This window comes from Sphingobacterium prati (assembly GCF_013167215.1).
GTDB classification, from domain to species: Bacteria; Bacteroidota; Bacteroidia; order Sphingobacteriales; family Sphingobacteriaceae; genus Sphingobacterium; species Sphingobacterium prati.
In genome coordinates this window covers 696,060-714,480 of record NZ_JABJWY010000034.1, presented here as the reverse complement: position 1 = coordinate 714,480, position 18,421 = coordinate 696,060, and the positions used below count along the sequence as shown (strand labels likewise).

The 18,421-nt window shown below is 39.9% G+C and carries 19 protein-coding genes; 15 read left to right on the top strand and 4 right to left on the bottom strand.

Features of this window, described 5'->3' with window-relative positions; translation table 11 throughout:
• Positions 1 to 48: 48 nt before the first annotated feature.
• Entirely contained in the window at positions 49 to 438 is a 390-nt protein-coding gene (locus HPC41_RS13240) for a S41 family peptidase (RefSeq protein WP_172394468.1), read from the bottom strand.
• A gap of 444 nt (positions 439 to 882) precedes the next feature.
• Entirely contained in the window at positions 883 to 1,614 is a 732-nt protein-coding gene (locus HPC41_RS13235) for a 3-keto-disaccharide hydrolase (protein ID WP_172394467.1), read from the bottom strand.
• Between the two features lie 1,117 nt (positions 1,615 to 2,731).
• Between HPC41_RS13235 and HPC41_RS25600 the strand changes: the two genes are divergently transcribed.
• The 9 genes from HPC41_RS25600 to HPC41_RS13195 all read left to right on the top strand — a co-directional run bounded on the left by HPC41_RS25600 (position 2,732) and on the right by HPC41_RS13195 (position 11,879).
• Positions 2,732 to 2,854, top strand: a complete 123-nt coding sequence (locus tag HPC41_RS25600; protein WP_281358814.1) for a hypothetical protein — start codon at positions 2,732 to 2,734, stop codon at positions 2,852 to 2,854.
• A gap of 18 nt (positions 2,855 to 2,872) precedes the next feature.
• On the top strand, positions 2,873 to 3,238 hold the full coding sequence (locus tag HPC41_RS13230; RefSeq protein ID WP_172393928.1) for a DUF7674 family protein: 366 nt from the start codon (positions 2,873 to 2,875) through the stop codon (positions 3,236 to 3,238).
• Between the two features lie 13 nt (positions 3,239 to 3,251).
• Positions 3,252 to 3,329 (top strand): potassium-transporting ATPase subunit F, encoded by a 78-nt coding sequence (locus tag HPC41_RS25810; protein ID WP_172394954.1) that lies wholly within the window; start codon positions 3,252 to 3,254, stop codon positions 3,327 to 3,329.
• A gap of 133 nt (positions 3,330 to 3,462) precedes the next feature.
• Entirely contained in the window at positions 3,463 to 5,151 is a 1,689-nt protein-coding gene (kdpA, locus tag HPC41_RS13220; RefSeq protein ID WP_172394466.1) for a potassium-transporting ATPase subunit KdpA, read from the top strand.
• Positions 5,152 to 5,173: 22 nt separating this feature from the next.
• A complete protein-coding gene (gene kdpB, locus HPC41_RS13215; RefSeq protein ID WP_172394465.1) occupies positions 5,174 to 7,183 on the top strand; it encodes a potassium-transporting ATPase subunit KdpB in 2,010 nt (669 codons plus the stop codon).
• 21 nt (positions 7,184 to 7,204) lie between these two features.
• Complete coding sequence (locus tag HPC41_RS13210) at positions 7,205 to 7,771, top strand: K(+)-transporting ATPase subunit C (RefSeq protein ID WP_172394464.1); 567 nt, start codon at positions 7,205 to 7,207, stop codon at positions 7,769 to 7,771.
• Positions 7,772 to 7,827: 56 nt separating this feature from the next.
• Positions 7,828 to 8,916 (top strand): porin, encoded by a 1,089-nt coding sequence (locus HPC41_RS13205; protein ID WP_172394463.1) that lies wholly within the window; start codon positions 7,828 to 7,830, stop codon positions 8,914 to 8,916.
• A 63-nt stretch (positions 8,917 to 8,979) separates the two neighbouring features.
• Complete coding sequence (locus tag HPC41_RS13200; protein WP_172394462.1) at positions 8,980 to 10,101, top strand: sensor protein KdpD; 1,122 nt, start codon at positions 8,980 to 8,982, stop codon at positions 10,099 to 10,101.
• Between the two features lie 53 nt (positions 10,102 to 10,154).
• Positions 10,155 to 11,879, top strand: a complete 1,725-nt coding sequence (locus HPC41_RS13195; protein ID WP_172394461.1) for a HAMP domain-containing sensor histidine kinase — start codon at positions 10,155 to 10,157, stop codon at positions 11,877 to 11,879.
• A 126-nt stretch (positions 11,880 to 12,005) separates the two neighbouring features.
• Here HPC41_RS13195 and HPC41_RS13190 read toward each other — a convergent pair whose 3' ends face one another.
• Both HPC41_RS13190 and HPC41_RS13185 read right to left on the bottom strand, forming a co-directional pair.
• A complete protein-coding gene (locus HPC41_RS13190; protein ID WP_172394460.1) occupies positions 12,006 to 13,007 on the bottom strand; it encodes an aldo/keto reductase in 1,002 nt (333 codons plus the stop codon).
• Between the two features lie 82 nt (positions 13,008 to 13,089).
• Positions 13,090 to 13,998 carry a helix-turn-helix domain-containing protein gene (locus HPC41_RS13185; RefSeq protein ID WP_172394459.1) on the bottom strand — a complete coding sequence of 303 codons (909 nt, stop codon included), beginning with the start codon at positions 13,996 to 13,998 and terminating at the stop codon, positions 13,090 to 13,092.
• Between the two features lie 225 nt (positions 13,999 to 14,223).
• Between HPC41_RS13185 and HPC41_RS13180 the strand changes: the two genes are divergently transcribed.
• The 6 genes from HPC41_RS13180 to HPC41_RS13155 all read left to right on the top strand — a co-directional run bounded on the left by HPC41_RS13180 (position 14,224) and on the right by HPC41_RS13155 (position 18,374).
• A complete protein-coding gene (locus tag HPC41_RS13180) occupies positions 14,224 to 14,568 on the top strand; it encodes an ArsC/Spx/MgsR family protein (protein ID WP_172394458.1) in 345 nt (114 codons plus the stop codon).
• Positions 14,569 to 15,004: 436 nt separating this feature from the next.
• A complete protein-coding gene (locus HPC41_RS13175) occupies positions 15,005 to 16,216 on the top strand; it encodes a DUF1266 domain-containing protein (RefSeq protein WP_172394457.1) in 1,212 nt (403 codons plus the stop codon).
• A 240-nt stretch (positions 16,217 to 16,456) separates the two neighbouring features.
• On the top strand, positions 16,457 to 16,888 hold the full coding sequence (locus tag HPC41_RS13170; protein ID WP_172394456.1) for a hypothetical protein: 432 nt from the start codon (positions 16,457 to 16,459) through the stop codon (positions 16,886 to 16,888).
• Positions 16,889 to 17,051: 163 nt separating this feature from the next.
• Positions 17,052 to 17,468 carry a hypothetical protein gene (locus HPC41_RS13165; RefSeq protein WP_172394455.1) on the top strand — a complete coding sequence of 139 codons (417 nt, stop codon included), beginning with the start codon at positions 17,052 to 17,054 and terminating at the stop codon, positions 17,466 to 17,468.
• Positions 17,455 to 18,018 carry a GNAT family N-acetyltransferase gene (locus tag HPC41_RS13160; RefSeq protein ID WP_172394454.1) on the top strand — a complete coding sequence of 188 codons (564 nt, stop codon included), beginning with the start codon at positions 17,455 to 17,457 and terminating at the stop codon, positions 18,016 to 18,018. Before HPC41_RS13165 ends, HPC41_RS13160 begins: the two co-directional genes overlap by 14 nt.
• Complete coding sequence (locus tag HPC41_RS13155; RefSeq protein ID WP_172394453.1) at positions 18,015 to 18,374, top strand: DUF7674 family protein; 360 nt, start codon at positions 18,015 to 18,017, stop codon at positions 18,372 to 18,374. The genes HPC41_RS13160 and HPC41_RS13155 overlap by 4 nt, the downstream gene beginning before the upstream one ends.
• The last annotated feature ends 47 nt before the right edge of the window (positions 18,375 to 18,421 follow it).

Below are 18,421 nucleotides of genomic sequence, written 5' to 3'. Positions count from 1 at the left end.
GGAAGCTGTTAACAGTATTAATCTGTGTGTAGCGTAAATTCATCATTATTATTTTGAATTTTCCAGTACATTACTTACGTGGTCAACCCATTGCGAGTCTAGTATAGTTTGGTCAATGTAATAATCTGGTTGTATACCTTTATTGTCTATAGCCATATCAGGGATACGGTAACTTTTGCTGAGTGCATAGCCCAACCTATATTCTTTACAGGGTGACTCTACAAAATACATATTGGAGATATCCAATGCTCCAGCAGTTGTTATACCAAAGAGTTTCACTTTTTTACTTTGTTTAGCCTCAAGCAGAAATTGCTCAGCTGTGCTTCTATTTCCACCGTTGATGATGATGGCCGCCTGTTTCGGATAAGGAAGTGTTGTGTAGCTGGAATCAATACTTGTCAATTTTCGGCCTGGCTTCAGATTGACAAATTCTCCCAAATGATTATTTAAACTATCATTGCAGCTTTATATTTTGAAACTGAAACTGAAAACAAAAGCAAATGATAGAATAAACTTAAAGATATTATTTAGGATTTTTAACTAATTAGGGGATAACAATTATTTTGCCCAATTCATAGCTTATTCGTTATGAGTTAGATATGATTTTTATAAAATTTTGAAATGTCCGATGACGGATATAGCTGTTCATTTTCGAACAGTAAATGCTAATTTTACCAAGGTATCTGGTAAAACGATGCTCAACTTCAAAACTAGGAGCGATTGTAAATTGTAGTTAACCACTTGGACTTTATTCGTTATTTCTACCGTCCAGATCAGGTACTAAATAAACAAATAGTTTGAATGAATAGGCAAAATAAGCCACAAAAAAAGTCCTTCGTTTATATCAAGACGAAGGACTTCCGAAGCCTTTTATCGGAGCGATTACAGCTGTTTTATTTTTATATTTCTAAAGGATACACCCCTTGACCAGTCTTGAAGAGCAAGCTTTCCACTTGTATGTTTACCGAATTCTGGAAAATCTTTGAAGGTACTGTGTTTCACCAGATCCTTCCATTTCTGTGAATTGAAATCCATTTCTGCTGTAACTGTGCCATTTAGATAGAATGTGATCTTACCATCTTTCTGTACAATGCTCGATTGGTTCCACGCATCTTTTGCTTTGGTATTGACAAAATTTTGTTGCGGTAAAAACATATACAAACAACCTGCGCGTTTCAACGGTTTATCAAAGTCGGGATGCGAATCAGCGAGCAGTTGATATTCTGGACCTGAATGATAAGTTGCATTGATGTCAGGCCGCTCTTGAACATTGACAAAAATACCGCTATTGCCTTCCTTTTCAAGTTTCCATTCAAATTTGAATTCGTAATTTCTATAGTCACTGTTGGAAACAAGGTCGTATTTTTGACTTTCGTTGTTCGGGTCACAGTAGATTGTGCCGTTTCTTACCACCCAAGCAGTCGGTGCTTTTTTTTCATTGTTGTATGTATGCCAGTTGTTCAATGTTGTGCCATCAAATAGCAGCTGCCAGCCCTCTTCTTGTTCCTTTTCACTTAGTGTATTTGGGGCACTCGTATCATTTTTACAAGAATAGAATAGGCTGCCGATAAAGACAGCTATAACGATTTTTTTGAATAGGTTTAAGTTTATCATTGTTTAAAGTTTGTCGTATATGAAGTGTTCTTAGGAATTTGATGCACTAAAATAATTTTTAATGTTTACTTTCTTTTATAAATACAGACATTTATGCGAATTTGTTACACGAATCCATTCACCAGCTGCTGATAAGCTCTTCTGCGACCGATACATTTTGCCATATTCTTCAAAGAATTTGGGCTCGTCGTATTTATTCTCCTGCATTCTTTTTATGTAAGTTTAATTCCAAGATCTATCTTTATAGTCCAATTTACATATTATTCATGTTTTTTATTTTTTTTGTTCACGAATACTATTTGTTTTTTAATTTAAGGGCATGGGTAATAAAACTTTGAAGGTGAATTTTGGGATATTAGAATGTACTGAAGAAACATTTGTTTGTTCTATCCGGATTGCTGTGAACAACCGTTTTTTTGAAGAAGAAATACCACTTTATATATTATTCTTTACGACGAGGAGGAGGAATGGGTATTACGGTTTGCTGTAGGCCTATTCAACATTTGTGATCCTTATGGAATCAATATAAATTTTTCTTTAGATAAACCAATTTCCGTTGACAACTTAGAAGATAGCCCAGAAATTTAATTTACTGTAAGTTGCAGCCAATTCTCGCCTGAGAAAAACGCGTTATTAGTCACCAATTAATCTGCTGTTAGCAGTTTATGAATCCGATATTTATGAAAGTTCCTATCATAAATCAGTTCTCATTTTGATAAAATTACCCTATCATTTTGATAAGGTCTCATCGGTTTAATTTTTAGCTTTTTATTTTTAATTTATTGTTTTATAGTTGTTTATGTTTCTTATAGCAACTGTGGAATGCTGTTTGGCCTATAGGGACAAAGCATAAAATGGAAATGATCAGAAAAACAATAGAATCGTCAAAAAGTCCGCCGAACGTGAAGTTCAAATACAAACCGGGGATAGATATAATATCCCTAAAAACGATAGGAAATAGTTTACGAATCTTTACTAATAATCCCCACAATAATGATAACACTCGTACTGATACTAACTGGACTGCTTTGTTTTTGGCTATTCTTTAAAATGGTGGATTTCTTCGAGAAAATTTAGGAAAACGCAAAATAGAACAGCACTTAAGTCAACGTCAGCCATGAAAGATTTAAATGAAAATAAGGAGCATATAGCTCCAAGAAAATTACCTATGGATCGCATCGCAAAGGTTGTGATGATCATTTTGATCCTAACGATGATCTATCAACTGTATATCAGTTAAATTTTGAAAAAGCATAAGATGAAAAAATTAAATCAATACCGGATCGGTTTGTATATGATACTCCATTACAGGGAGATCCGTTCGGAAATTAATCTTCTGATTCGGAAACACAATTTTGCTGGAGCGCTACAGGCTGTGGTCAACCACCTTCGCACGTTAAGTGCTGCTCGTGATATTGATACGTTGTGCCGGCATATCCACTTTTTGGGAACACTATATAGCCGGGGTAACCATTACGTCAAATACATAATGGAAAATTTATTTGTACGCTCTTTGACGGGAATAAAACGGATCTATACGGTAGAAGAATGGATAAAGATTGAAGACCGTCTTCCGCTTTCTTTTTTGGAAATCCAAAAAAGGCAACAACAGGCAATTTATTAATAGTATAAGAGAAATGACAGCTTTATTTATAGTAGCACTCATGGTTTTTGGATATATCTGTTATGTACTCCTCAAACCCGAAAAATTTTAGCAGTACTAAAAATACCTTAAAATTCAGTTTACACCAAAGTTCTTCTCGCAGCGCAACAGATTCTGGCGGGTAAAAGAAAATATTGAATAAGGTAGACAGTAAAAATCTTTCAAACAACAATTACACAACTGAAATGAATACAGAAATTTTTGGAATCGTTGCAATGTTTATGATCACATTGCTGTTGGGAATTCCACTTGGCAGGTACATCGCCAAAGTATATGCGGGCGAGAAAACAGGACTTGATCCTGTTTTTCAACCCTTGGAACGTTTGTTTTATAGAATTAGTGGTATAGATCCGACTGTACAGATGACCTGGAAGCAACATTTGGTCGCTCTTTTGACTATAAATTTTATTTGGTTTCTATTGAGTATGGTCGTATTGATGAATATGGGGCATTTACCCTTGAATCCCGATGGTAATCCAAGCATGTCAGCTGACCTTGCTTTCAATACGTCAATATCTTTTTTGGTCAACTGTAATCTCCAGCATTATTCGGGTGAAACCGGAGTGAGTTACTTCGGTCAGATCTGGTTGATGTTTCTTCAGTTTGTTACGGCCGGTATTGGAATGGCAGCAGCGGTAGTCATTTTTAAGGCATTTAGCGATAAAACCACAACGAAATTGGGTAACTTTTATGAGTTTTTCCTCAAGTCATGCACGCGGATACTACTTCCCATTTGTCTGCTGATCGCAGCAATCTTTGTCTTTCAGGGGATACCAATGACGATGGAGGGGAGGGATACCATGATCAATATGCAGGGTGACACCGTGCAGGTGAGCAGGGGACCTGTTGCGGCGTTTGTTCCCATTAAACACCTTGGCACAAACGGTGGTGGATTTTTTGGCGCAAATAGCGCACATCCATTGGAAAACCCAAATTATTTGACCAACATGGTAGAAATGGTTGCTCAGTTTCTTATTCCTATGGCCATGATTTTTGCATTTGGTTTCTTTATCCGCAAACGCAAGTTCGCATGGATGATGTTCGCGGTCATGACAATAGGTTTCTTGATCCTGACAATTCCAAATATCAGGATGGAAGCAGCGGGAAATCCAGCTTTAACACAGATGGGGATAGATACTTCCCTCGGTGCGATGGAGGGTAAAGAAGTCCGCATCGGCGCTGTAGCGTCTGGCTTCTGGAGCATAGTAACGACTATGATTTCGACAGGCTCAGTGAATTCCATGCATGACAGTTACATGCCATTGTCCGGTATGAACGAACTTGTTGCGATGATGGTCAATGCATTTTATGGTGGTGTTGGGGCAGGAATACTCAATTTCTTTATTTTCATCATTTTGGCGGTATTCATTAGCGGATTAATGGTCGGCCGTACCCCGGAATTTATGGGTAAAAAGATCGAAGCCAGGGAGATGAAAATAGCTATGATTGTGGCACTGGCGCACCCTTTTCTTATCCTCGTTGGTACAGCACTGGCGACGGCCTTTCCAACACAGGGAGCGTCTACATTAAACAACCCTGGATTCCACGGTTTTAGCGAAATATTGTATGAATATACCTCTTCGGCGGCAAATAATGGAAGTGGCTTCGAAGGGTTGGGAGATAATACCCTATGGTGGAATATTTCCACAGGTATCGTGTTGTTGCTCGGACGATTTATACCCATTATCGGCCCCGTGGCGATAGCAGGACTTTTGGCTGAGAAGAAATTTATTCCAGAGGGCGAAGGTACACTGAAGACGGACACGAGTACATTCGGAATGATGGTATTTGCGGTGATTGTCATCGTAGCAGCACTATCCTTCTTCCCAGCATTGGCTTTAGGGCCGATCGCTGAATATTTCTCCATGCAATAATTAAAATAATAAAATTTTAGAAATGAGCAATCAACAAACATTGTTTCAGAAAGAACTTGTACAACAAGCGTTAAAACAATCTTTCGTGAAACTAAATCCGAAGGTAATGTTCCGCAATCCAGTGATGTTCACGGTTGAAATCGGAACGCTGATTATGGCCGCAGTTTGTGTTTGGATAATGACCGGGGAAACCTCGCAGGGCGCCCTTGGGTACAATTTCACTGTCTTTGTCATTCTGTTCCTCACCTTGCTTTTTGGGAATTTTGCGGAAGCGATAGCCGAAGCCCGCGGAAAAGCACAGGCGGATAGTCTTCGCAAAACCCGTGAGGAGACACCAGCTAAACTACAGGATGGTCGGATAGTTTCCTCTGCAGCGTTAAAAAAGAATGATGTCTTTGTGTGTGAAGCAGGAGATATCATACCACTTGATGGCGAAATTATAGCAGGATTGGCGACGATAGACGAAAGTGCCATCACCGGGGAATCTGCTCCTGTCATCCGTGAAGCCGGTGGCGACAAAAGTTCTGTTACCGGAGGTACGAAGGTATTATCCGACAGAATTGTCGTGCAGGTTACGACTGAACCAGGCGAAAGCTTTCTGGATAAGATGATCGCTTTGGTTGAAGGTGCCAGTCGCCAGAAAACGCCGAATGAAATTGCGTTGACGATACTTTTAGCAGGGTTCACACTTGTTTTTATTATTGTGACTGTTACCCTAAAGCCCTTTGCTGACTATGCCAATGTAGGTATCACGATCGCTTCTTTTATATCACTTTTTGTGTGTTTGATACCAACGACTATTGGAGGCCTATTGTCTGCTATTGGTATCGCCGGAATGGATAGGGCATTGCGTGCGAATGTCATCACAAAAAGCGGTAAGGCCGTCGAAACGGCAGGCGATATTGATGTATTGCTCCTTGACAAAACAGGAACGATTACGATAGGAAACCGGAAGGCGACCAATTTTTATCCTGCAGATACGGTTGAAATGGACAGTTTGGTGCGTGCCGCCGTTTTAAGTTCCATGTCTGACGAAACTCCAGAAGGAAAATCCATTGTCGAATTGGCGGCAGTAAAACCTGCAACTTACGGCATTCAGGAACCTGTATTTATCAAGTTCACTGCTGAAACACGCAGCTCTGGGGTAGACTTTGACGGTACACGTATCCGCAAGGGAGCGACAGATGCGATACGTAATATCGTGACCAAGGCAGGGAATTCGTTTCCCATTGAGACAGACGAACGGGTGAAGATCATCTCGCAAAATGGGGGGACACCATTGGTCGTGGCCGAGAATGAACATGTGCTTGGTGTGATCGAATTACAGGATGTGATTAAACCCGGTATTCAGGAGCGTTTTGAAAGACTGCGCAAAATGGGGATTAAGACCGTGATGGTAACCGGCGATAACCCGCTGACTGCAAAATATATCGCTGACAAAGCAGGTGTGGATGACTTTATTGCCGAAGCCAAGCCTGAAGATAAAATGAATTATATCAAGAAAGAGCAGGCAGATGGACGATTGGTTGCCATGATGGGGGATGGTACCAATGATGCACCAGCTCTTGCACAGGCAGATGTAGGTGTAGCAATGAATAGTGGTACCCAGGCCGCCAAAGAAGCGGGAAACATGGTAGACCTGGACAATGACCCTACGAAATTGATTGAAGTAGTGGAAATAGGAAAACAATTATTGATGACCCGTGGTACGCTGACCACTTTCAGTATTGCCAACGATGTCGCCAAGTACTTTGCCATTATCCCAGCGTTGTTTATCACGGCAATTCCCGCACTACAAGGATTAAATATTATGCATTTGAATAGCCCTCAGAGCGCTATTCTCTCGGCAGTGATCTTCAATGCGATCATTATCCCATTATTGATTCCATTGGCATTGAAAGGCGTCACCTATAAACCTATTGGTGCAAGTGCGCTGTTGCGCAGAAATTTACTTGTATTTGGTGTGGGGGGCATCCTCGTACCTTTTATCGGAATTAAAGCGATCGATCTATTGATCGCCCTATTTATCTAAAATATCATTTATAAAATTAACATGAAAACACATATCTATCCCGCTATCAAGATCACAGTGGTGCTTTTGTTGCTGCTTGCAGTCATCTATCCAGCTGTTGTCTGGGCAATCGCACAACTGGCACCCAATCACGGAAAGGGAGCGGTTATAAGCTATCATGATCAGAAATATTATAAAAATATCGGTCAGTCTTTTACTGATGAAGCTTATTTCTGGTCGCGACCATCAGCTGTAGCGTACAATGCTGCCGGATCGGGAGGGAGCAATAAAGGTCCTTCCAATCCGGAATATCTGACAGAAGTAAAAGCCCGTATTGATACATTTTTAAAGGATAATCCAGGAGTGTCAAGAGGGCAGGTGCCTGTAGATCTTGTCACAGCAAGCGGTAGTGGACTGGATCCCGATATATCCGTAGCCGCAGCCAAAATCCAAGTTGCACGTATTGCCAAAGCAAGAGCGATAGATGCAAATAGTTTACAGTCACTAGTGGATGCACATGTGCAAAAACCAATTGTGGGTATGTTTGGACCTGAAAAAATAAACGTACTTGAACTGAATATTGCCTTGGATCAGATGACTGAAAAATAAATGTGGAGGCCTGACGATACGAAGACAATAAATGACGATCAAATAAATTAAAATAGATGAAAAAATTAGCCTTGTTGGCCTGCCTTATGTTAGGATCAACGATAACCATATTTGCACAGGAAGATACAATTCAGAATAAGACAGTTTCCATTAATGGATATGTTGAAGCCTATTATATGCGGGATTTCAACAATCCCATTGCCAACACACGTCCTGCTTTTGTTTACAGTCACAACAGAAATAATGAAGTGAATATTAATATGGCATTGCTAAAAGCAACTTATGGCACTGAAAATACACGTGCGACTGTTGCTCTGGCGACAGGTACTTACATGAATGCCAATTACGCTGCTGAGCCAGAAGTATTGAAAAATATCTATGAGGCCAATGTCGGTGTACGTATTTCAAAGAGACACAATTTATGGATCGATGCGGGTATTTTTTCCTCTCATTTGGGGTTCGAAAGTGCCATCGGAAAAGACAATTGGACATTGACCAGGAGCCTTTTCGCTGATAACTCGCCATATTTTGAAACTGGTGCAAAAGTATCATACACATCCGCGTCGGGAAAATTATTCCTTAGTGGGCTTGTACTCAACGGTTGGCAACGTATACAGCGGGTTGATGGCAATAGTTTACCTGCCTTTGGACATCAGCTTGTCTATAAACCAACTGATAACTTAACGATCAACAGCGGGTCTTTTATCGGCAGTGATAAAGCAGATAGCGTCAGACAGATGCGCTATTTCCATAATCTATATGTCATTTACCAGTTAAATAGAGAGTTTGGCGTTACAGCTGGTTTTGACATAGGCGCCGAGCAAAAAGAAAAAGGAAGCAGCAGCTATAATCTGTGGTATACGCCGGTGTTGATTGCACGTTATACAGGCTCTGATAAATTTAGTCTTACCGTTAGAGGCGAATATTATCAGGACAAGAAAGGAGTCATTATTTCAACCGAAGCCAAAAATGGTTTCCAGACATTTGGCTATTCAATCAATGCTGATTATGCAATCCTCCCGAATGTACTTTGGCGGACGGAATTACGTAATCTATCAAATAAGGAAGCTATTTTCCTCGACCGAAAAAATAATCTGGTAAAAAATAGCACAACTGCCGTGATGGCGCTAGCTGTTAGTTTCTAATTAAAAACAAACCTTGCTGTTGTACGTTGATTCAACAGCAAGGTGAGCGAAATGATAGGTAAAATGGAAGAAAGAAAAAGCGCGGAACATTTTCTGGATCTGATCAAGAAATCAAGAAGGGGTAGATTCAAGCTCTATATTGGTATGAGTGCCGGTGTCGGGAAAACCTATCGTATGTTGCAAGATGCACATAACCTACTGCATAGCGGAATTGATGTAAGGATTGGTTACGTCGAAACACATAACCGCAAAGAGACACACGAGCTGCTTGAAGGGATTCCTTTCATTGCAAGGCGTAACCTTTTCTACAAAGGAAAACAATTGGAGGAACTGGATGTAAACGCTGTGCTGAACATTCACCCCGAAGTAGTAATCATTGACGAACTGGCACATACAAATATTGAAGGAAGTAAAAATACGAAACGTTGGCAGGATGTTCTGGAGATTCTTGATGCGGGTATAAATGTAATTAGTGCGCTCAATATTCAACATATTGAAAGCCTCAATGAGGAAGTAAAGGCAATTACAGGGGTAGAAGTGAAAGAACGAGTACCCGATAGCGTGGTGGATTCGGCTGATGAAGTTGTCAATATAGACCTTACTGCGGAAGAGCTTATCACCCGTTTAAAAGATGGTAAGATCTACGAGTCATCAAAAATTCAGGCGGCGTTACAGAATTTCTTTAAAAGTGAGCATATTCTCCAGTTACGGGAAATGGCTTTAAAGGAAGTGGCTTCACAGGTACAGCGCAAAGTAGAAATTGAAGTTCAACCGCAACGTTGGACACGCAAAGAACGTTTTCTTGCGTGTATCAGCTCTAATGAGGTGAAGGCTAAAAATGTCATCCGAAAGACTGCCCGTCTGGCTGGTTATTATAACAGTAGCTGGTTGGTATTATACGTTCAGATGCCCGCAGAACGTGGGGATAGGATTGCCCTGAACAAGCAGCGACATTTGATCAATAATTTTAAATTGGCGACAGAACTGGGCGGAGAAATAGTTAAGATCGAAGCACGCAATGTAGCGAATGAAATATTAGCCTTATGTGAGCAACGTCATATTACTACCGTATGTATCGGCAAACCAAGGTTGTCTCTATTCAGAGTTTTATTGTCAACTGATACTTTTCGTAGGTTATTGGCGCAATTGTCAAAGAAAGATATTGACCTTATTATATTGTCGTAAAACAGTGATATATTGCACGTATGTTAGGGGGATAAGTTAACTGACAAAAACAAATGAAAATAAAAACGAAACTTACTTTTGGGGTAGGCTCCCTGTTTCTTATGATCTTTCTGCTTGCCGCATTAAGCGGTTGGTATGTGTATAGGCTAAAGAAAGATACCGGAAATATATTGACCGCAAATTATAATACACTGCGTTACGCGAAGAATATGTTGCTGGCACTTGAGGATATGCCCACAAAACACGCTGCTTTTTTTAGTTTTGAAAACAATCTTAACCAACAACGAAAGAATGTAACCGAACCCGGAGAACAACAGACCACTGACGTCATTGCCAAGCATTTTAAATTGCTAAAAAGTAGTCCCCAGGATGGACGAGGCATTTCGGCGATAAGGAGGGAAATCACGCTGCTAATGCAGCAAAATATGACAGCAATTGCAGATAAAAGCCTAGTAGCTGATCGTACCGCCGAACAGGCTATCTTGGTCATTTCCTTTGCTGGGGCACTTTGTTTTATTATTGCTTTTATATTACTTGTCAATTTGCCATCGAATATTGCGGATCCAATTGCCAAACTAACCGGAAGTATTCGACAGATTGCTGGTCAGAATTATAAAGAACGTTTGCATTTGCAAAATACAGGAGAGTTTTCGGAATTGGCTAAGTCTTTCAATACGATGGCAGAGAAACTTGAAGAGTATTCAGAAAGTAAGCTGGATAAAATCTTAAAAGAGAAAAAGCGTATTGAGGCCCTTGTTGATAATATGCATGATCCTGTCATTGGACTTGACGAATATGGACAGATTATTTTCGCCAACGAAGAAGCGAGCCACATTACAACCCTGAAAAAGGAGCAGCTGATTGGACGATCTGCAGGGATAGTTTCCAATGAAAATGATTTGATAAAGGATATTTTTAAAGATCTTGCTCTTGCATCGGATCAACGGGAAAAGCGCCCTATTAAGATTTATGCAAATGGAAGGGAAAGCTATTTTGAAAAAGATATTATTGATATCAATATATTGCCTACTGGGGAGTCTAATCCGACGTTTATCGGACAGGTTGTGATCTTGAAAAATATAACCACATTCAAAGAGCTTGATCTGGCAAAAACAAACTTTATTGGCACGGTTTCACACGAATTTAAAACACCTATCGCAGCGATTCAAATGGGCATTCAACTATTGGGAAATGAACAGATTGGTCACCTCAATCCCGAGCAAATTGGACTGTTAAATGGGATAAAAGATGATTCGGATCGCTTGCTTAAGATCACCGGAGAACTGCTGAATATGACTCAGGTAGAGAGTGGTGCTATTCAGATCAGCTTACATGAGACTGATGTACAACCGATCATCGATTACGCGGTGATGGCAAATCAGTTTGCGGCGGATCAAAAGCGGATAAAGTTTGTATTGGAAATGGATCCATCCATAAATACGGTTTTAGCGGACAGTGAAAAAACCGCTTGGGTATTGACAAATTTTCTTTCCAATGCGGTACGCTATTCCTACGAAGACGCCAGTATTCAGATCCGGGTTGAAAAAAAGGAATCGGCGATCCAATTTTCAGTCACGGATCATGGACAAGGTATTGAACCGAAGTACCTTGACAAGATCTTCGAACGTTATTTCCGTGTCCCGGGATCCAAAAAAGGGGGTACTGGACTGGGATTAAGTATTAGTAAAGAATTTATTGAAGCTCAGGGCGGTATAATAGGGGTAAACAGTGAATACGGTGCCGGAAGTTCGTTTTATTTTTCACTCAACGCGAGCTAAATGACAATGAAGAAATAAGACAGTTTTAAAACAGTGGGTAGGGATATTTCGACAAAGAAAATACGGAGTACTACAGGAATTCGTGAAAACTGCCTGTTGTACTCCCTATTTGGTAACGATTCGGTATTAGTTGTTGACGAGTGCCATTGCACCATCACTATAACGGGCGCCTACATTTGGGTATTTGTTCAGTATTTCTTCGATGGCATTTAAATCCGAATCGGACAACTTCAGGTCTATGGCTCCTGCATTTTCTTCCAGATACTTTCTTTTTTTTGTGCCCGGAATAGGAATGATATCATTTCCCTGAGCGAGTACCCAAGCCAATGCAAGTTGTACCGGTGAACATTGTTTGTCCTGGGCCAAGCGGGCAAACTCAGCGACTAATCGCGCATTGTTTTCCGCATGTTCGCCCTGATTGCGGGGGAGTGTTCTTCTAAAGTCATCCGCCGACAGACTATCTAAATTTAAGGTATTAGAAAATAAACCTCTGGCCAGTGGCGAATAAGGAATTAAGCTGATACCCAAATTACGGACAGTTTGTAGTATTTCTTTTTCTACATCACGTGTAAGCAGTGAATACTCACTTTGCAAAGCAGCAATGGGATGTATGGCATTAGCTTTAATGATTGACGCTGGGGATGCCTCACTGAGTCCCAAATATCTTACTTTACCTTCTTTGACCAATTCCGCCATCGCGCCAACTGTATCTTCGATAGGGACATTAGGGTCTACTCGATGCGCATAATATAAGTCTATAGTATCGATACGAAGGCGTCGGAGGCTGTTCTCTACGGCTATTTTTATCCAGGCCGGTGACCCGTCAAAATAAGTGTTTGCTGTGCCACTTGGTCCTGCTTTGTCATCCTTGAAGCGAAAACCAAATTTGGTCGCAATAAATACTTTATCACGATTGGGTACAAGCACTTTTGAAATTAATTCCTCATTAGCACCATTACCATACATATCTGCGGTGTCCCAGAAATTTATGCCGAGGTCCAAAGCTCTTTCAAGTGTAGTAATATTCTCTTTTTCGTCTGTAGGTCCATAGGCAAAACTCATTCCCATACAACCTAATCCAATAGCAGATAACTGTTCGTTCGTTGTTCCAAGATTTCTATATTTCATGACGATTATATTTTGTTTAATACAAAAGTAGGGAAGGTATCCTGTGCCTTGCTTAAAACAATCAAACAGATAATTATAGTATTCAAACAGTGGCTGTCCGCAGTTGGTTTGGCGACATTCCAGTATGCTTTTTGAAAAAATTTGTAAAGTAAGAGGGGTATTCAAAGCCTAGACTATAGGCGATATCCGCGATATTCCAATTTGTGTGTAAAAGCAGTGCACGGGCTTCCTGTGCAATACGGCCAGCGATATGTGCACTTGTCGTTTTGCCGGTTGTTTCTTTAACAGATCGATTTAGATGATTAATATGTACCGAAAGTGCGTGGGCATAGTCCCCCGGACTTTTCAACTGTAAACCAGTATTACTTATATTTACCGGAAATTGACGTTCCAGAAGTTCCAAAAAAAGACTGGATACCCGCGTGGAAGCGTTTGTATATGAGCCAAATTCTTGAGCAGGACTCGATTTCATTGTCTCATGGATCAATAAATGCAGATAGCTGCGCAAGATATCGTCTTTATGCGCATAGTCTGATCGCATTTCCAACATCATTTTTTTGAAAATTGTTGAGATTTCATCCAGTTGCCCTGCATTTGGAAAGTAAATAGGATTGCTCCCGATTTTGAAAAGAGGAGAATCCTTTAAACTCTCTATGCGTTCACTATGTTGAATAAACTCTTCCGTAAAGACACAATACCATCCTGCTTGGGCGGAAGACTCCGGTTCCCAGGCATAGGGTACGACCGGATTAGCAAATAACATGGCCGGGCGGTCGATTTGTATCCATTTATCAGCATAGTATAATTTGCCCCGACCTATAATCAGTGAGGTTTTATAAAAATCACGACGGTTATAAGGGGAGATTACTGTACAGGATTCTCTGCTAAATACGTTGAAGTGACCAAAACCCGTATTATTGAGCGGTAAGTCTAGCTTAGCAAAGCCCGGTTGTCTTTTATAAAAGTCTGTTACGCTTTCTGCTGAGTTCATAGTACTAAATTATAAAATTCGTTTTATAATTCATGGTCATTTACAGTTCAATTTTTACTATGTTATGCTTATGTTGATGTTTATCTGTTCGATATCTGGATCGTGTATTTGTACAATAATGTCGATGCTGAGTTGGCGAAATTTTTCGAATTTCACCAGCTTATTCCTATTTTTGGATCAACTATGAAGCCTTTTTTGAATCTAAAAAGATATTAACGAGCAATTATGATTAAAATATACCATTATAAACAATGTAGTAAGAGCTGTGCAGCCCTGGATTTTTTGAAACAGCATGCGCTAGATCTGCACGTGCAGGAGTATCTTGACGAGGTACCCAGTAAAGTAGAACTGATTGAAATCCTGTTAAAACTTGAACTTAAACCATTAGCGCTTATTCGAAAGAATGAAGCCTTATTCCTTGAAAAATTTCAACATCTTCATTTGACAGACGAGCAGTGGATTAATGTGATGCTGCAAAATCCCATATTGATTGAACGGCCAATCATTATTAAGGATGGCAAAGCTGTTATCGGACGGCCGCTCGAGCGGGTAATCGAGCTTTTTACATAGCGTTCCTCCTAATGGCGATAGTTGTCATGTTAGTTGGCCTTAAAGGCCTATTGTAGCATATATTTTATCTTAAAGCTAATCTTTTTAAGATAACCTGAAGGCATCAGCCTATATCTGTAGATTCCGTTTCATTGTAATCATAGTCATTTTATAAAGACTGCAGATTGAGGTGCTTTTAACCAAGTGAAGCTTATCTTATAATATATTTATTCCCATTATCTTGCCTCAAATATAGAATCTCCAGCTACAAATATCGTAGGCTTTCGAGCTAATATGGATTTCAAAATAATATGTAAATATTTATTTTCAGCTTTACGACAGCAAGTTGAAATGTTAAATAAACTGCTGAAGGGATGTAAATGATTCATCATCAGTGTATTTTGGATGAGCTAATAAATATAAACTGGCATTATTAGCCAAAAACAAATTTAAGATCATGTTTAAATTTTTTAGAGAATTATTGAGTGCAGCAAAAGAGGGAGTAAGAGAAGCACAAGAGGAACTTGCGCAGGAGAGAGAAATGGATAAAACCTCGACGGAGGAAGTTAATAGTAAAGAGTTGCTGAATGATATTTCATACGATGAGCAATTTGGTACGGCGTTGGGGGCAGCATTTCGGGTTATCGTTTTTGGTGACTGGTTTACGGTATTCGGTAGCGCCAGTGATGACGGCAGCTATCCAGTCCATCTCTATCAGTTTGGAAATTATCCCAGACAGGCGGAGTACAGAAATGAATTCGTAAAGTTACTGAAAAGGGATTTTGCGATCGAAGACAGGGAAAGTTGTTTTCAAATTCTAGCAGCATATTTTAATTTGCTTGGAATAAAGACTAAGGGTACAGTTCTGGAGGAACGGGAAGATCAAATCGACAGTGTAAGTTGGGACATCGGCAAACCTGGGGTGGATGCACTTGCCGTTGCAGTCGTTAGTCATATCGTGACTGCAGCTACGGATGTGGGCTATCTGTCCAAACAAGCAGCCATGGAGATCTTGAAAAGTTTGTCCTTTTACGCACGGTTGCATTTTGAAGATTGGAGTTCATTCTCCGATAGATTTTTAGAAGGAGAACAACAAATTGGACTGAACAACAACATAGGAAAGTCTTATTTGAAAAGATACATTGGCTATTTGCGGGAGAAAGTCGGCAGTCCATGGAAGAACGTTGTTTGGAACAGCCAAATCCTGCCGGAACGTGTAATGTCAACTATTGTTTGGACATTTCAAGCCAAATCCTACCACAGCATCGACGAATTTGATGCTAGTGTCGAAAAATATCAGCATGATATTTTAGCTGAACGGGCGCAGTGGGACGCCACTGAAGTTGTAGTTAATGTCCCAGAAATGGAGTTATGTTATATGTGTTGGATTAGGGGAATGGAGGACTTGAATCCGAACGAAACAGTATTGGATGACGAAGAAGAGGCTTTTGATGGGGGCAATGAAGACGGTGGATATTACCAGGTCGAGATCTGTGCCCGCCTTCGCACATCCAATGGGAAGAATTTTACCGCACTGGATCTATTGTATCAAATGGAGAAACAATTGATAGGGAAGGAACTGGGGGATCACATATTCTTTGAAGGGCTTGATCGTGTAGAAAATTATACGGGTGATGTACCGCTGTATTACATCAGTTTTGGAAGTTAGTATACGCTCATAAGGCCCCCATATTTGATTAAATTTGATAATTTAACGCTGCTAATAACAAATGGTTTTCAGATTTACGTATAACTATAGCCTTTGGAATAAAGATTTCTATAAATTTATAAGAAAATAGAGCATAAACCCTGCTGCGGTAAAATCGAAATGGAGTCTCTGGACAATGTAAGAAGGATCAGATCATGAAAACAAGCATGTATTGAGAATTGTTATATCGGATAAAAAGGCATGAATAAAATATCATCAGCGATTTTGATCTCGGCAGCACTCATCGTACAGGCAGCGTGTCAGTCCCCGTCAGACCAAGATAGAAATATGCGAAATAACTCAGCTGATCCGAAATCAGCAGAAAAAGCAGTTTCTTTTAATGATGGCCATTTGGTAAAGCATATGGAAATAAAGTCCGGACAGACAGATACTATTTTTATTTTCGTTCATCGAGCAGATTCTGTTCGGATAAAAATCAAAACTCCATCGGATACCGCCAATATTCGAATTAGCCAGTTGTTTTCTCCAAATGGAACAGCAGATGGCCCATTTGGAAAAGAACTAACCTATCGTTTTATTGATAGTGGGAAATACTTTATTACGATTAATGAAAATAAGATGGTTGGGAATCATTATACGGGCTCCTATGAAGTAGAGATTATTCCAAATTGAGAACGGCCTTATCATTTTGATAAGGCCGTTTCTTTTTTATATTTTTTAGAATAAAATTATCTTTCTGTATATCAGTTTCTTACTTCTTTTTTTATTGTTATGGAATATTGTTTGGTTCATCCCGTTTAACAATGGATAACATGTATACATAAAAAACGATACAATGGAAGTAAGAAAAAAAATGGATGAAGGGCAGACAGTAGATTTTATTGCTGCTGTAATTCCTGAGTTGAATCTAAGGTTAAGAAAATCCGAACTTAAAGGAGACTACAAAAATATTGTAAAATTGATCTCACAGTTTGCAGAAGATGTCATTTATGCCAAGGATTGGCATCGTTTTGAATGGATTATGCAAGTCATGGCTTATGTGCATGATCGGGGAACCTCCGAACTCCAGTTTGTGATAAGCGGATTACTTCCAAACACCTTCTCCAAATTAAAAAAAGCATGCAACTCGATTGAATGGAATTACCTTGAAGCTCGCTTGCCACTTTCAATACAACAGCTTGTTTTGCCCGATGGTATTTACGATAAAGAAAAAAACAAGCATGCTGAATATCGTCCCTATGAAAATAACTGATGTAATAATACGGCAGGCGAGTATGGCCGACTGCACATATGCAGCTCAGATTTCGGAGGAAATGGATGCCTCCGCACGGGCAAGGGGAACTGGGATAGGGAGACGTAGTTGTGACTCTATCTGTCAAAAAATAGCCGAAGGAAATGCTATCATCGCCTTGACTAAAGAAGGGCAATGGGTCGGTTACATCTATTTGGAGGTTTATGCGAATGGTAACTTTGTCTCTCATTGCGGTTTGATTGTAGCTCCAGGCTGGCGAAGACTTGGGGTGGCGACGCAGATGAAGGATAATATATTTTGGTTGACACGGGCGAAGTATCCGTTGGCCAAGATATTTGGCATTACAACGACATTGGCGACAATGCGGATTAACTCAAAACTAGGACTACAACCAGTGACTTTTTCTGAAATAACACAGGACCCATCATTTTGGAAAAAATGTGAGCAATGTGTCAATTATCAGAATTTAAAAAATACATGCTTTAAAAACTGCTATTGTACGGCAATGATGTTCGAGCCGGATCCGGCACCTAAAGTGAATAAATTATGAATATAAAACAAGCTCAAGAAATAATTATTTCAGTAATACCATTGGCGCAAAGAGAAATTTTACGCCCTGAAAATACTGGAAATCCTATCACAATAATCCGGATTTTTACAGTATATATCAAAAAAATGATCGAAGAGGGAAAGGAAAAGGAATTGGGAAAGGCCTTGCACCTCATGGAATACATACATGAAAAAGGAGAGTGGAGGCTCAAAAATGCAGTGGAGAATATATTTGTTTTTTCATTGGACAGTATATTGGCAGCTTGTCCTTTATCACGACGGGGAATAGTGGCTGGGAAGATTCCCATCGGAATCTATACTGCTTACATCAATCAGCTATATAGATCAGGTAACTAGGCCTGATCTATATAGTCTGATTCAAATAAGATGGAGATCCCATTTGA

Coding starts and splice junctions, on each gene's coding strand:
- HPC41_RS13235 (WP_172394467.1), bottom strand. CDS start 1,614: ATGATAAACTTAAACCTATTCAAAAAAATCGTTATAGCTGTCTTTATC.
- HPC41_RS25600 (WP_281358814.1), top strand. CDS start 2,732: ATGAAAGATTTAAATGAAAATAAGGAGCATATAGCTCCAAGAAAATTA.
- HPC41_RS13230 (WP_172393928.1), top strand. CDS start 2,873: ATGAAAAAATTAAATCAATACCGGATCGGTTTGTATATGATACTCCAT.
- HPC41_RS25810 (WP_172394954.1), top strand. CDS start 3,252: ATGACAGCTTTATTTATAGTAGCACTCATGGTTTTTGGATATATCTGT.
- kdpA (WP_172394466.1), top strand. CDS start 3,463: ATGAATACAGAAATTTTTGGAATCGTTGCAATGTTTATGATCACATTG.
- kdpB (WP_172394465.1), top strand. CDS start 5,174: ATGAGCAATCAACAAACATTGTTTCAGAAAGAACTTGTACAACAAGCG.
- HPC41_RS13210 (WP_172394464.1), top strand. CDS start 7,205: ATGAAAACACATATCTATCCCGCTATCAAGATCACAGTGGTGCTTTTG.
- HPC41_RS13205 (WP_172394463.1), top strand. CDS start 7,828: ATGAAAAAATTAGCCTTGTTGGCCTGCCTTATGTTAGGATCAACGATA.
- HPC41_RS13200 (WP_172394462.1), top strand. CDS start 8,980: ATGGAAGAAAGAAAAAGCGCGGAACATTTTCTGGATCTGATCAAGAAA.
- HPC41_RS13195 (WP_172394461.1), top strand. CDS start 10,155: ATGAAAATAAAAACGAAACTTACTTTTGGGGTAGGCTCCCTGTTTCTT.
- HPC41_RS13190 (WP_172394460.1), bottom strand. CDS start 13,007: ATGAAATATAGAAATCTTGGAACAACGAACGAACAGTTATCTGCTATT.
- HPC41_RS13185 (WP_172394459.1), bottom strand. CDS start 13,998: ATGAACTCAGCAGAAAGCGTAACAGACTTTTATAAAAGACAACCGGGC.
- HPC41_RS13180 (WP_172394458.1), top strand. CDS start 14,224: ATGATTAAAATATACCATTATAAACAATGTAGTAAGAGCTGTGCAGCC.
- HPC41_RS13175 (WP_172394457.1), top strand. CDS start 15,005: ATGTTTAAATTTTTTAGAGAATTATTGAGTGCAGCAAAAGAGGGAGTA.
- HPC41_RS13170 (WP_172394456.1), top strand. CDS start 16,457: ATGAATAAAATATCATCAGCGATTTTGATCTCGGCAGCACTCATCGTA.
- HPC41_RS13165 (WP_172394455.1), top strand. CDS start 17,052: ATGGAAGTAAGAAAAAAAATGGATGAAGGGCAGACAGTAGATTTTATT.
- HPC41_RS13160 (WP_172394454.1), top strand. CDS start 17,455: ATGAAAATAACTGATGTAATAATACGGCAGGCGAGTATGGCCGACTGC.
- HPC41_RS13155 (WP_172394453.1), top strand. CDS start 18,015: ATGAATATAAAACAAGCTCAAGAAATAATTATTTCAGTAATACCATTG.